The 14,536-nt window shown below is 42.3% G+C and carries 11 protein-coding genes; all 11 read right to left on the bottom strand.

The window, feature by feature from the left end:
• Nucleotides 1–61 precede the first annotated feature (61 nt).
• The 11 genes from cysE to prmA all read right to left on the bottom strand — a co-directional run bounded on the left by cysE (nt 62) and on the right by prmA (nt 14,514).
• On the bottom strand, nt 62–871 hold the full coding sequence (cysE, locus tag ABJ384_RS06270) for a serine O-acetyltransferase (RefSeq protein WP_086195115.1): 810 nt from the start codon (nt 869–871) through the stop codon (nt 62–64).
• A complete protein-coding gene (locus ABJ384_RS06275) occupies nt 864–1,721 on the bottom strand; it encodes an RNA methyltransferase (protein ID WP_349929523.1) in 858 nt (285 codons plus the stop codon). The genes cysE and ABJ384_RS06275 overlap by 8 nt, the downstream gene beginning before the upstream one ends.
• A gap of 33 nt (nt 1,722–1,754) precedes the next feature.
• On the bottom strand, nt 1,755–5,324 hold the full coding sequence (gene dnaE, locus ABJ384_RS06280) for a DNA polymerase III subunit alpha (RefSeq protein ID WP_349929524.1): 3,570 nt from the start codon (nt 5,322–5,324) through the stop codon (nt 1,755–1,757).
• Between the two features lie 242 nt (nt 5,325–5,566).
• Entirely contained in the window at nt 5,567–6,262 is a 696-nt protein-coding gene (locus tag ABJ384_RS06285; protein ID WP_086195118.1) for a methionine ABC transporter permease, read from the bottom strand.
• Nucleotides 6,259–7,284 carry a methionine ABC transporter ATP-binding protein gene (locus ABJ384_RS06290; RefSeq protein ID WP_166168145.1) on the bottom strand — a complete coding sequence of 342 codons (1,026 nt, stop codon included), beginning with the start codon at nt 7,282–7,284 and terminating at the stop codon, nt 6,259–6,261. Before ABJ384_RS06290 ends, ABJ384_RS06285 begins: the two co-directional genes overlap by 4 nt.
• A gap of 73 nt (nt 7,285–7,357) precedes the next feature.
• On the bottom strand, nt 7,358–8,230 hold the full coding sequence (locus ABJ384_RS06295) for a MetQ/NlpA family ABC transporter substrate-binding protein (protein ID WP_349929525.1): 873 nt from the start codon (nt 8,228–8,230) through the stop codon (nt 7,358–7,360).
• Between the two features lie 749 nt (nt 8,231–8,979).
• Nucleotides 8,980–10,263 carry a phosphoribosylamine--glycine ligase gene (gene purD, locus ABJ384_RS06300; RefSeq protein WP_349929527.1) on the bottom strand — a complete coding sequence of 428 codons (1,284 nt, stop codon included), beginning with the start codon at nt 10,261–10,263 and terminating at the stop codon, nt 8,980–8,982.
• Between the two features lie 130 nt (nt 10,264–10,393).
• Nucleotides 10,394–11,968, bottom strand: a complete 1,575-nt coding sequence (gene purH, locus ABJ384_RS06305; RefSeq protein WP_349929528.1) for a bifunctional phosphoribosylaminoimidazolecarboxamide formyltransferase/IMP cyclohydrolase — start codon at nt 11,966–11,968, stop codon at nt 10,394–10,396.
• Between the two features lie 88 nt (nt 11,969–12,056).
• Entirely contained in the window at nt 12,057–12,326 is a 270-nt protein-coding gene (gene fis, locus ABJ384_RS06310) for a DNA-binding transcriptional regulator Fis (protein WP_001086304.1), read from the bottom strand.
• A gap of 391 nt (nt 12,327–12,717) precedes the next feature.
• Complete coding sequence (locus ABJ384_RS06315; protein WP_349929529.1) at nt 12,718–13,593, bottom strand: DUF3426 domain-containing protein; 876 nt, start codon at nt 13,591–13,593, stop codon at nt 12,718–12,720.
• A 3-nt stretch (nt 13,594–13,596) separates the two neighbouring features.
• Nucleotides 13,597–14,514, bottom strand: a complete 918-nt coding sequence (prmA, locus tag ABJ384_RS06320) for a 50S ribosomal protein L11 methyltransferase (RefSeq protein WP_349929530.1) — start codon at nt 14,512–14,514, stop codon at nt 13,597–13,599.
• Between the last annotated feature and the right edge of the window lie 22 nt (nt 14,515–14,536).

Consider the following 14,536-nt stretch of genomic DNA (forward strand, 5'->3'; position numbering starts at 1 on the left):
CAGTCTAAAAAAACTTTCAGGAACATACAAGTCAGGGCTTGTTAATATTCAAGACAGCCGTTCAGGCTTTGGATTGACTGCTTTGCGCTTCGCATTCACGGCGAACGTCCTCCATAATTTTTAATTCTTCTGCACTAAAAGGTTGTTCATTCTGCTGCTGCTTTTTAAATGAAGGATCAATCACTGATAAACGCTGACATAGGGTATTCATACGTTTTTCATTAAGCTGAATCCGGTCCAGCAGTACGCGCATGCCATCCAGAATCGGGTCAGACTGGTCCTGTGTGGCTGCATAAGGCTGAAAGCCAATACTTTCTGCATAATCACGACGGCGGGCTTCTTCTGCGTCTTTAGGCTTATCTTTAGTAATAAAGCGCGCCGGGTTTCCTACAGCAGTCGTATTCGGTGGAACAGCCTTGGTTACCACGGCATTGGAACCGACTTTGGCATTTTTACCCACGGTAAAAGGGCCCAGAATTTTGGCACCCGCACCAACCACCACGCCATCTTCCAGCGTAGGATGACGTTTGCCCTTGTTCCAGGTGGTACCGCCCAAAGTGACGCCGTGATAAAGCGTAACATCATCTCCAATTTCAGCCGTTTCACCAATTACCACACCCATGCCATGATCGATAAAGAAACGGCGACCGATTTTGGCACCCGGATGGATTTCAATGCCGGTGGCAAAACGGCTAAAAGAAGACAGCAGGCGGGCAGAGCCTTTACACTCTTTTTGCCAAAGTTCATGGGCAATACGGTGCATGATTAGTGCATGAATGCCCGGATAGGTAGTGAGAACTTCTAAAGTATTTCGTGCTGCAGGATCGCGCGCGAATACAGCTTGGATGTCTTCTTTGAGCTGTTTAAGCATTGGATTGATCCTCTGAAGAATCGGTTGTTTTGTCTGTAGATTTTTTCCATGTACCATTGTTCAATGCCTGTACACGGCTAAAGATGCCACGCAGTAAATGATATTCCATACGATCTAATTGTATACGTCCAAATAAACGACGCAAGCGTAAAGGCAATAATCGTGGGTTTTTCGGGTCCATAAATTCAATTTCGGCCAGCATTTTTTCAATATGCGGGTAAAACTGTTCCATCTGTTCATGGGTGACCAAAGGCTCATCCCACTGCATGTCAATGTCATCGGTGACATGCATGGTGGCTTTAGGGTCTTCCGCCTGTTCGGTCAATGCCATGGCAGCCATACGCATTTCATAGCAAATCACCTGAATGGCTTGAGCAACATTCAGTACGCCATAATCACTATTGACCGGAATGGTGACATGATAATTGGCCATAGCCAGTTCTTCATTGGTTAAGCCGCGATCTTCACGACCAAATACAATCGCGATTTCCTGTTTGTCCTGTACCACAGCCTGCAATGATTTTTCCGCAGCCGGGCGGGCATCGAGTAAAGGCCAGGGAATGGTGCGGTTACGTGCACTGGTACCAAAGACCAGATGACAATCCTTAATCGCTTCTTGCAAAGTCGGCACAATTTCAATCTGTTTAATCAGATCGGTTGCGCCTGCGGCCAGTGCATCAATATCAGGATGCGGATAGATTTTAGGCTCTACCAGTACCAGTTTGGATAGGCCCATGGTTTTCATGGCACGTAAGGCGCTGCCGATATTGGCAGGCAAGGTAGTATTGACCATGACAATACGCACATGAGAGAGATGTGCGGAAACCACAGCATTGTCAACTTGACTCATAAGGTGTCCGATTTGAATTTAAATATTTAAAAATTAAGAATATTGAGTGGCTTCAGCCTGATACATATCCATCGCTTCATCCATGCTCACATTGGCTGGAGGCGGCGGGACATTCGCAGGCATGGCCTGCTCATAACTCACAGCTTTGGCTGCCTTGGATTTGACCTGATATTCAATATGAATTACGTCTTTACCAAAATAGTCACGTAATTTCGTCAGTAACTCATCTAGTGGAGCCACCTTCCAGTTCAGGCCCAGGTTGATATCAGCAGAGGCATAGGAATAATCAATGTGTAATTGCATCGGGATATGATTGCACATATCGACATTACAGAATGGCGTTAAGATTTTGCGTAAATCTTGACTGAGTGAAGGGTTTAGATGTTCCGCGTTCAGCTTGATTTGAATACTGTTGGCACGTTTTTGACGGATTTCATTCAGGCTAAAGGCTTTGGTCAGGCGTCCCATAGGGCGGTCAAAACCTTCACGTTCATAAATTTCGCCTTCAATCACCACCACTTTTTCATTTTGAATAATGTCTTTAAAGCGCTGGAAACGTTCATGATTAGCCGAGACTTCTATACGTGCAGTGCCATCATCCAGAGTGACCATCATACGGTTCGGGAAGTTGGCGACATCGACCACCAGACCGGCAAATACGGTAGTCACACCACGGCGTGTAGGGGTGAGTTCATTAATACGTGCAGGAATAAAGGATTTAAGTTCCGGACGATACACATCAATCGGATGTCCGGTCAAGTACAGTCCCAAGGTGTCTTTTTCACCTTTGAGGCGGACTTCATCTGACCACGGTTTGACCGGTTTGGCTGGTTTGCGCTGAACTTCCTCAACTTCACCAAACAGGTCCATCATACCGGTTTCACGGTTAGAGCGAGCCTGCTCTGCAGCTTGAACTGCTTCAGGAAGTTGAGCCATGAGGTCAGCACGTTCAATGCCCAAACAGTCCATCGCACCTGCACGGATGAGTGCTTCAAGGGTACGTTTATTGATTTTTTTCAAATCTACACGGTGGCAGAAATCAAACAAATCTTTATAAGGACCATCCTGTATGCGTGAATCAATCACCGACTGCATTGCAGCTTCACCCACGCCTTTAATTGCACCTAAACCATAGACAATGGTATTCGGACTGCTGGCATGGAAGTTATATAAGGACATATTGATAGATGGGGGAAGAACCTCTAAACCATTGATACGGCAGTCATCAATCAGGAACACGATGTTGTCGGTGTTCTGCATTTCCGAGGTCATCACCGCGGACATGAATTCTGCAGGATAATGCGCTTTTAGCCAGGCGGTCTGATAAGCAACCAGGGCATAGGCAGCAGCATGCGATTTGTTGAAACCATAACCGGCAAATTTTTCCATATAGTCGAAGATATGGTTGGCGGTCGCTTCATCAATATCTTTTTCAGCAGCACCTTTAATAAAGATCTGGCGCTGTTTGACCATTTCCTCAGGTTTTTTCTTACCCATGGCACGGCGCAGCAAATCCGCACCACCCAGACTGTAACCGGCACAGAACTGTGCCGCCTGCATTACCTGTTCCTGATACACCATGATCCCGTAGGTCGGTTCCAGAACTTTTTCCAGTAATGGATGCAGGTATTCAAACTCACCGCCATGCATACGATGAATAAAGTCTGGAATCAGATCCATTGGACCCGGACGGTACAAGGATACGAAGGCAATAATTTCTTCAAATTTACTTGGGCGTGCCTCTTTCAGCATCTTTTTCATGCCGACGGATTCAAACTGGAATACTGCAGTGGTATTGGCGTTGGCAAAGATTTCGTAGGCCGGTTTATCGTCCAGTGGAATATAGGAAATATTGACCGGTTCAGTCACATCCGGGCGCGCATTGATATGCTTAATTGCATCTTCAATCACGGTCAGGTTACGCAGACCCAGGAAGTCGAATTTGACCAGACCGGCTGCTTCGACATCGTCCTTATCGAACTGGGCAACACGGTTCGTTCCATCGGCATCACACATTACAGCTGAGTAGTCGGTCAGCTTGGTCGGTGCAATTACCACACCACCGGCATGCTTACCGGTATTTCGGGTAATGCCTTCAAGTTTGAGTGCCATTTCCCAGATTTCAGCGGCATCGTCATTGTCCGGGTTGGACGGATTGGTGACAATATCCTTGAGCTGCGGCTCAGCTTCCAGCGATTCTTCCAGACTCAAACCCAAGGGCTTGGTTGGAATCATTTTGGAAATACGGTCCGCCAGACCATAGGATTTACCTAAAACACGCGCCACGTCCCGAATTGCACCTTTGGCCGCCATGGTCCCGAAAGTGGCAATCTGTGATACCGCATCTCGGCCATAAGTACGTGCCACATAGTCAATTACGCGGTCACGACCGGCAATACAGAAATCGACGTCAAAGTCGGGCATCGACACACGTTCCGGGTTCAAGAAACGTTCGAACAGCAGGTCGTAACGCAGTGGATCCAGATCGGTAATTTTTAAGCTATACGCCACCAGTGAACCGGCACCTGAACCACGGCCCGGGCCGACAGGTACACCGTTACCTTTGGACCATTGAATAAAGTCCATCACGATCAGGAAGTAACCGGGGAAACCCATGTCGAGAATAATCTTCACTTCGAAGGCTAAACGCTCATCATAGGGTTTGCGAATTTCCGGCCAGTCTTCACCGCGCTTTTCGGGCGGATAAAGGAAATTTAAACGTTCTTCCAGACCTTCTTCAGATAAATGTGCAAAGTAGGTATCAATGGTATGACCTTCCGGAATCGGGTAGTCTGGCAAGTCATTAAAACCTAAGCGTAAAGTCACATTACAACGCTTGGCAATGTGGTAGGTATTTTCAATGGCTGTTGGAATATCTGAAAATAGTTCAGTCATTTCCACAGCAGTTTTAAAGTACTGTTCAGGGCTATAGGTTTTAGGACGGCGGTTATCACCTAATACATAACCATCGGCAATACAGACCCGGGCTTCATGCGCTTCAAAATCATCACGTGTAATGAAGTGTACGTCGTTATGGGCGACCACGCCAATATTGTATTTTTTTGCAAGTTTGACGGCTTCTTCAATAAAGGCATCTTCATCAGGGCGATTGGTACGAGTCAAAGCCAAATAAACCCGATTACCGAATTTTTCAATCCATTCTTGAAGGAGGGGTTCAGCTTTATCTGGATTTGATGTGATCAGCATTTTGCCGACATCAGATTGCATGCCCAATAGCACAATCAGGTCTTGATGCTGATCTAAAATCCAGTCTTTTTGCACACAAGGAATATCGAGTTGCTGACCTGAAATAAAACCTTGAGAAACCAGTTCGGTCAGACTGCGCCAGCCTTTATTGGTCATGGACAATAATGTCACACGATGTTCAGCATCATTCAGGCGGATTTCTGAACCTAAAATAGGTTTAATGCCTTTATCCAGACATTTTTTATAGAATTTTACCGCAGCATGCAGGTTGGACAGGTCGGTAATGGCCAGTGCTGGCATTTCATCATTTGCAGCAGCTTTAATTAGATCAGATATACGTACGATAGATTCTGTAATGGAAAATTCTGTATGTATACCAAGATGAACAAAGTGCATAAATGAGTCCCTGCAAAAACCACTGGATAGTTTAGCATGCTATAAGAAAAGTCATGGATTATTATTTAGCTAATTCAAGTTCAAAATTGACTTTTTAAGTGTGATGAATAGGTAATTAAAATCATACCAGTAGGTTAAACGAATTTGAGTCCTCCTAGTATTGATTGGAAGTGAAGCTGTACTTAAACTTAATTCTGAATATAAAAAAGCCCTCAATCGAGAGGGCATTCAATAATGGTATTTTATCTTAATCGTGACAGCCATTCACCAAAGGTCTGTACAAATTGCACCAGCAATAACAGGACAATCACGGTCAAAATGACCACACTGGTATCAAAACGCTGGTAACCGTAGGAAATGGCCAGATCACCAATACCACCGGCACCCACGGCACCCGCCATCGCCGTTGCACCAATCAGGCTAATGGTGGCTGTAGTCAGGTTTAAAATCAGTGAACTGCGTGCTTCAGGCAAAATAAACTTGAAAATAATTTGCAGGGGCGAAGCGCCCATGGCTTGTGCCGATTCGATAATACCTTCATTCACTTCAAGCAATGAAGTTTCAATCAATCGACCCATATATGGACCAATATAAATGGTCAGCGGCACAATTGCGGCCCATGTACCAATCGATGTTCCCACCAGCAATTTAGTCAGCGGAATAAAGGCAATCAGCAAGATAATAAAGGGTAAGGAACGCAGTGCATTTACAATCGGGTTTAAGCCATGATAAATCACCCGGTTTGGCAAAATGCCTGCCGGACGGGTCACCAGCAAAATGATGGCCTGGATAAAGCCCCAGATACAACCGAACAGCATGGCAAAAAACACCATGTGCAAGGTTTCTTGCAGTGCGGTAACAAACTGGTCAATCGAAAGTGAGCTTTTCCAGTAAGGTGCCGTAATTTCAGTCAGCCATTGAACAATTAAATCTCTCATGCGCTGACTCCAGACTGTTCAACTTTGACCCCATTTTGCTGGAAAAATGCAACAGCTTGCTCAATCACAGCAGGATCACCTAGCAGCTGGACAAACATTTGTCCAATCACAGAGCCGTTAATTTCAGTCATATTGGCAAACAGAATATTCAAGCTGATATCAAACTGTTTAATCGCTGCCTGTACCACGGTTTCTTGCGCAGATGTACCCAAAAATTGCAGGCTATAAATGCTGTTATGATTTTTGTTTTCCAGGCTATTTAAAATATTCACCGGTAACTGTTGTTGCAGCACAGTTTGAATAAAACTTTTGGTGGTAGGATGCTGTGGCTGACTAAAAATTTCCAGCGTCGAACCGGTTTCGATCACTTTACCCTGTTCCATCACCGCAACATAATCACAAACAGATTCAATCACATCCATTTCATGGGTCACCATAACAATGGTAATGCCTTGTTCTTTATTAATCTTTTTAAGCAAATCTAAAACAGATTTGGTGGTTTGCGGATCCAGTGCCGAAGTCGCTTCATCACAGAGTAAAATTTTAGGATGATTGGCGAGGGCACGGGCAATACCGACACGCTGTTTTTGCCCGCCAGACAGTTCATCCGGATAAGCATCTTTTTTATGCTTAAGATCAATAAACTCGAGCAATTCCGCCAAACGTTTTTCACGCTCGGCTTTGCTCCAGCCCAACAGTTTCATTGGCATTTCGATATTGGCTGCGACAGTTTTACTCTGCAACAAATTGAAATGCTGAAAGATCATACCGATGTTGGCACGTTCCTGACGTAATGAACGTGCATCCAATGCGGTAAAATCTTTTTGATTAATGATGACTTGACCATCATTTGGTCGTTCCAGCAAATTAATCAGACGGATTAAGGTACTTTTACCCGCACCACTATAGCCAATAATGCCAAAAATACTGCCATCTGGAATCTGTAAATTAATTTGATCCAAGGCACGAATTGTTTGACCTTTAAGCTGATAATGTTTTGAAATATTTTTAAATTCAATCATATGGTCAAAAACTATCTATAAAAAGAAAAACAGGCAAAGAAACTTTGCCTGTTTAGATAAACCAATTATATTACTATTTCGAGTCAGTGAGATAGCTAATCGGTTTATTTACGTCAACTTTGGTACCGCCAAATTTCTGTTGCACAAATTTTTTCACGGCTTCAGAGTGGTAAAGCGCACCTACTTTTTGCAATACTGGGTCATTTTGACGACCTTCTGCAACAGCAAGAATATTGACATTCATTTTGGTGCTTTGGTCGATTGGCTCATAATAAATAGAGTCTTTCAGCACATTTAAGCCACCTTCCATTGCCAGTGTATTACCCAAAACAATGGCATCGACTTCGTCTTTTACACGTACAGCAGTTGCCATCTGAATTGGTTTGATCACAATTTTTTTGTTGTTTTCAACAACATCGGCAGGGGTGCCTTTTACGTTGTCAAAATTAGCTTTTAATTTAACCAAACCGGCAGATTGAAGTAACAATAATGCACGTGATTCATTTGCACCATCGTTAGGAATGGCAATCGTTGCACCTGTTTTGAATTCATCCAGTTTCTTCACTTTACTTGAATAAATACCCATTGGTTCCAGGTAAGTGGTAGAAAGCGGAGCAATCTTGTCTTTATTAGATTCGTTAAAAGCAACCAGGTAGGCATAAGACTGGAAGGCATTTACATCAATTTCTTTATTGGCTACTGCTGTGTTCATAGACACATAGTCAGTGAAGTTTTTCACTTCTAGATTAATACCAGCAGTTTTGGTTTCCGGAAGGGTGGCAATATAACGCCAAACTTCTGCATCCGAACCTGTAGAAGCCATAGTGACCGTTTGCAGACCATTCGTGTCTTTTGTTTGAGCTGCATCATTTGCAGGCGCTTCTTGCTTACCACAGCCAGACAAGCCAACTGAAAGACCTAAAACAAGACCAAGGAGCTTTTTCATGTATATGTCCTAGTAAATTTAATTTGGCGATAAATTTACGAATATGTCATTGGAGAGATTAAATCAAGTGTGAATCAGATCAATTGATTGATGCAGATAACTTTAAAATGTCTCATTCATCAACGCAATTGGATATCGGTAGCATCATGGAGAGATGTTTTTTGTTTGAAAAAAGCAAATTGCTGTAATCAAACAATTTTCATGATGACTTATTCCTAAAAATTGGATACATCATAACAATTTTTTTTTATGCATAATAGTGATTATAAATCTGATATTTAGCTTAATTTAGCATAAAAAAAGTGAGACGTTTTTATAAATTAATTCATAAAACAATAGATTAAATTTATTGAAATGAGTAAAACCGATAATTAAAGAATTTTGTTTCTATATAAATTTTTTGAAAATACAAAGCTAAAAAATGGATATTGATAAAAATACTAATTGTTTGGTATTGATTCATTCTCTAAAAGATAAAGTTCATTAATTAGCATAAATTCGCGTATTTGCATTTTGTAGTGTTTATTGATTTCTCCGTGGGCGCGTTCATTTCTATATGCTGTAAAAATGTGAGTGAACAAGCGTCCTACAGTTTGATACCTCTTCATTATATTGTTTACTCGATAGAAGTAAGGCTTTTTCTATATTCTGTTGTGTTTGAAGTATAAATCCTAAAGCTTCTAAACAATATTGAGTACAGCAAGTAAAGAAACCCGCACTAGGCGGGTCTTTTTGCTGAATTAAATCAATCAAGCATTTTCACGTGCAATTGCACGGTAACCAATATCCTTACGGTATTGAACACCATCAAAAGTCACTTTTTGGCAAAGTTCCAAAGCTTTGGCTTGTGCTTCACCGATGGTATTGCCGAGTGCAGTTACGCAAAGTACACGACCACCAGCAGTCACAATTTCACCTTTTTCATTGGCTTTTGTACCTGCGTGGAATACTTTCGCATCAGCCATTTCAGTATTTAAGCCTGAAATCACGTCACCATTGCTTGAAGTTTCAGGGTAGCCTTTCGATGCAAGTACGATGCCTACAGTTTTACGCTCATCCCATTCAGCTTCCGCAGATAAGTTACCCGCAATACCAGCTTCAACCAAATCAACTAAAGATGATTTTAAACGCATCATGATAGGTTGAGTTTCAGGATCACCGAAACGGCAGTTGAATTCGATCACTTTAGGTTGACCTTGTTCATCAATCATCAAACCAGCATATAAGAAACCTGTATAAACGTGACCATCTGCTTTCATGCCATCAACGGTTGGACGCATAACTTCTTTCATGACTTTGTCGAATACGTCAGCTGTCACAACCGGAGCTGGAGAGTAAGCACCCATACCGCCAGTGTTCGGGCCTTGGTCACCTTCGAAGATACGTTTGTGATCTTGAGAGGTTGCCATTGGCAAGATGTTGTTGCCATCAATCATACAAATGAAAGATGCTTCTTCACCTGCAAGGAACTCTTCGATCACAACGCGAGAACCAGCATCACCAAATTTGTTACCAGCCAGCATGTCGTCGATTGCAGCAAATGCTTCTTGATTGGTCATGGCAACGATCACGCCTTTACCAGCAGCAAGACCATCGGCCTTGATCACGATTGGTGCACCATTTTTTTCAACAAATGCTTTGGCTGCATCTACTTCAGTAAATACGTCATAGAAAGCAGTAGGGATGTTGTGACGTTTTAAGAAGTGCTTGGCAAATGCTTTAGAGCCTTCAAGCTGTGCAGCAAATTGAGTTGGACCCCAGATTTTAAGATCAGCTGCGCGACAAGCATCTACAACACCGTTTACAAGCGGTGCTTCAGGACCAACGACAATTAAATCAACCGCATTGTTTTTAGCAAAGTCGATAATTGCAGCATTGTCTAAAATATTTAAGGCAACATTTTCGCATTTATTTTCTGTTGCAGTACCTGCATTACCCGGTGCTACAAATACTTTTGCGACTTTGTCATCTTGCGCGATTTTCCATGCCAAAGCATGTTCACGACCGCCATTACCCAAAACTAAAATATTCATCGGTTCATACTCCATGAATCGAAAATGACATAAAGTCCTCAACCTAAAAATAGGAGAGGACTTTATGCAAGATTAGAAATCTATTTGTCTAAATGTAGATGACTTTGTCATTACATTAATATCCAATCACTTAGTGACGGAAGTGACGCATGCCAGTGAAGACCATTGCAATACCAGCTTCGTCAGCAGCAGCAATTGTTTCTTCATCACGCATAGAACCACCCGGTTGGATAATACATTTGATACCTGCTTTCGCAGCGTTATCAATACCATCACGGAATGGGAAGAATGCATCAGACGCCATTACAGCACCTTCAACCACTAAGCCAGCATGTTCAGCTTTGATTGCAGCAATACGAGCAGAGTTTACACGACTCATTTGACCTGCGCCGACACCAATGGTTTGACGATTTTTCGCATAAACAATCGCGTTAGACTTGACGTATTTCGCAACTTTCCAGGCAAAGATCATGTCGTCAATTTCTTGCTCAGTCGGTGCACGTTTAGTCACAACTTTAAGATCATCTTTGGTGATCATACCCAAGTCTTGATCTTGAACCAGTAAACCACCGTTTACACGTTTGTAGTCAAGCTGTGCTTTACGCTCATCAATTGCTGGCAATTCACCACATACAAGAACACGGACGTTTTTCTTTGCACCAGTGATTTCAAGTACGCCTTCAGCTACGCTTGGTGCAATGATCACTTCAACGAATTGACGGTCAACAATCGCTTGCGCAGTTGCAACGTCTAATTCACGGTTGAATGCAATGATGCCACCGAATGCAGATTCAGGGTCAGTTGCATAAGCAAGATCATAAGCAACTTTAATACCGTCAAGCGATACTGCAACGCCACACGGGTTCGCATGTTTTACAATCACACAAGCAGGCTTCGCAAATGATTTCACACATTCAAGTGCAGCGTCAGTGTCTGCAATGTTGTTGTAAGAGAGTTCTTTACCTTGTAACTGTTTCGCAGTTGAAACAGAAGCTTCTGTTGCATTAGCTTCTACATAGAAAGCAGCAGCTTGATGTGGGTTTTCACCGTAACGAAGGTCTTGGGCTTTATTCAATTGAGTATTGAAAGTACGTGCAAATTTGTCTGCTTGACCTTCTTCTTTACCTACGCGAGCGCCAAGGTAAGAAGCAATCATGCCGTCGTATTGCGCAGTGTGTTCAAATGCTTTAACTGCTAAGTCGAAGCGAGTTGCATAAGACAATGCACCTTCAGCTTTAAGCTCGGTAACTACAGTCGCATAGTCAGCAGCATTTACAACAATACCTACAGATGCATGGTTTTTCGCAGCTGCACGAACCATTGTTGGACCACCGATGTCGATGTTTTCGATTGCATCAGCCAGTGAACAGTTCGGTTTTGCTACAGTTGCAGCGAAAGGATATAGGTTAACAACAACCAGATCGATTGCATCGATGTTGTGTTCAGCCATTACAGCTTCGTCTAGACCACGACGAGCCAGGATACCACCATGGATTTTCGGGTGAAGTGTTTTTACACGTCCGTCCATCATCTCTGGGAAACCGGTGTGCTCTGAAACTTCAACTACAGCGATATTGTTGTCTTTTAAAAGTTTGTAAGTACCGCCAGTAGATAAAATTTCTACCCCAAGAGCAGCAAGGTCTTGTGCAAATTCGACAATGCCGGTTTTGTCAGAAACAGAGATTAAAGCGCGTTTAATAGTCATGATGTCGTCACAGTTATCAAGAATTAAATCAAAAAGCTAAATAGCAGGCCAAAAAAAATGCCTGCGGAAACCGCAAGCATTTTATCACTTATTCACTCATTAAACCGTGAGCTTTTAACTTTTTGCGCAAAGTACCACGGTTAAGGCCTAGAATTTCAGCAGCGCGGGTTTGGTTGCCGCGAGTGTATTCTAAAACAACAGATAAAAGAGGTTTCTCCATTTCTGCCAGCACCATGTCATACACCTGAGAGGGTTGCTCGCCTTGCAATTGTGCAAAGTAATGGCGAACTGCGCGATCTACGTGAATACGAAGAGCGACATCAGATTGTGCAGTAAAAATAGGAGACTTGCTATTCATGCGAATTAATCCGAAAAATCAAATATCACTTGGGTAAAGAGATATATAAAAGTGGTCTATAGAAATTCAATGAACCCCGTTTTAGATCCTAAAACGGAAGTTCTAAAACTTGATCATTTAGCTTGCCACAACTCGACGTTTTTGATCGAAATTTAAGCGTAACAATAGATTAATATTTGTTACCACCCAAAATCAAAACAAAAAAATCTACTCAATACGCTATATTTAATAAAGCGCATTTCAGTTAGACGATTTTGTTGTAAAAATTTTCGAGGAGTTTGCAGCACTAAGCTTTCGTGGCGCGTATGATAGCATTGTCTAAGAAAAAGTGAGCAAGAAAACTACATTTTTTTTTACATTTTTTTGTATTTTTTAATAGTTTTTTTCAATGTTACGGGTGAATTATTTCTAAACTATAAGTGTCAAAGCTTTTGCGTGGCATAGGAACGCTAAATTTGAATTTAAAAGGACTATTCTGGGGAATTCGTTGAATTCCTTGCAGACTCGTAATCAGATATTCAGAAGGCTTAAAGGAATAGGTCGAGATGGTTTCTCCATTTGCTTTCAGATCCACCCTGATCATTGGAAGAGCTAGGCTTTGAGTATGATAGTTAATTAGTTCTCCGCTAAACTGGGTTTCTTGTTTGGAAATCTGTTTAACCTTTAACTTGTTGGTAGAGAGTAGTCGATAATTTTCTTCCATAACCGAACATTTAAGTGCCTGACATGCTGTATTAAACAAAGCACTGAATACCGGGCTATTGTTTAAAATTTTCGGATTAAACCAGAAAAACTGAAAAACAAGCAAGCTGACTAAACATAAGTTGATTGTTCCCCATAAAACATAATGCCGCGCACCATATTTTTTCTCTTGTTCAGCTTTTTCTGACCAGTTTAGTATGGGGTAGTTGCCAATCGGTTCTGTACTAAAATAATTCAAGTTATTGAGATAGGTTTTTAAATCGATATTCGAGTTTTCAACTTTACGATCGAAAATATCCAATAAATGTTTTACCGGTTTCTGTTCTGTAATGAACTGTTCTTTAATGAATGTATTGGATAAAGAAGTTTGTTTGGCTGGATCTAAAGAGGGAGTTGCTTGAGGAAGAGAAAAAGCCTCTTCTTTCTCTACGACCAGATGGCTCAATGCATTAAAGTTGGTTGAGCATTTGGCACAACAAACCATGCCGCGAGCAACTGTAAGTTGAGCCACAGAGACTTTGTACTTGGTAAAACAGTTAGGGCAGCAGGTTTGTTTTTCGCTCATAGTCTATTCATGATTAGCAGGGGTATTTTTGCGTTTACCCGAAATTCGACACCAATGTTCGTCACGTTTTTCGACTTGCAGTATATCAAAAAATTCAGAATAAACACTAGAAACATCAGCAACTTGCTCTTCTAATATGCCGGCAAGTGCGAACTCCCCCTCAGATTTAACCAAAGTTGCGAATTCAGGCGCAAGAGCCATTAATGGGCCTGCCAGAATGTTGGCAACAAACACATCGGCTTTCTGGTTTTTCAGCTCTTCATTGAACTCGTCTGGTAGCCCTACATACAGATTTTCAAGTACACCATTCAATTCTGCATTTTGTTTGGTTGCCAGTACAGCTTGTGGGTCAATATCGGTGGCATAGACTTTTTTCGCACCCAGTAATAAAGCGGCAACCCCTAAAATGCCTGAACCACAACCATAATCGATGACAATTTTATCTTTGAGATCGACTTTGCCGAGCCATTGCAGGCAAAGGAAAGTTGAGGCATGGTTACCGGTACCAAAAGCCAGACCCGGGTCAAGCTTGATATTTACTGCATCGGCTTCAGGAGCTTCCATCCATTCAGGTACAATCCAGTATTTCTCGCCAATTTGAATAGGCTCATAGGCATCCATCCAGGTACGTTCCCATTCTTGGTCTTCAAGAAACTCGTAACGTAATGGCGCTTCAGGCATCTGTGCAGTAATAAAGGTAATGAGGGCATCTACATCAATTTCTTCATCATCTTCCTGCGCATAGATACCGGTTACAATGACTTTATTCCACAGAGGTGTTTCACCTGGAAGTGGTTCAAGCAAGTCCTGATTTTCAGCATCGTCTAAAGTTACGCTCACTGCACCCAATGAACTTAATAATGTTTCAGTAAAATCGACTTGAGCCTGCTCAACAGTAATATGAATTTGTAACCACTTCACGGAGATAACCTAAATTTGTGTT

The organism is Acinetobacter sp. A1-4-2 (assembly GCF_040233925.1).
Taxonomy (GTDB): domain Bacteria; phylum Pseudomonadota; class Gammaproteobacteria; order Pseudomonadales; family Moraxellaceae; genus Acinetobacter.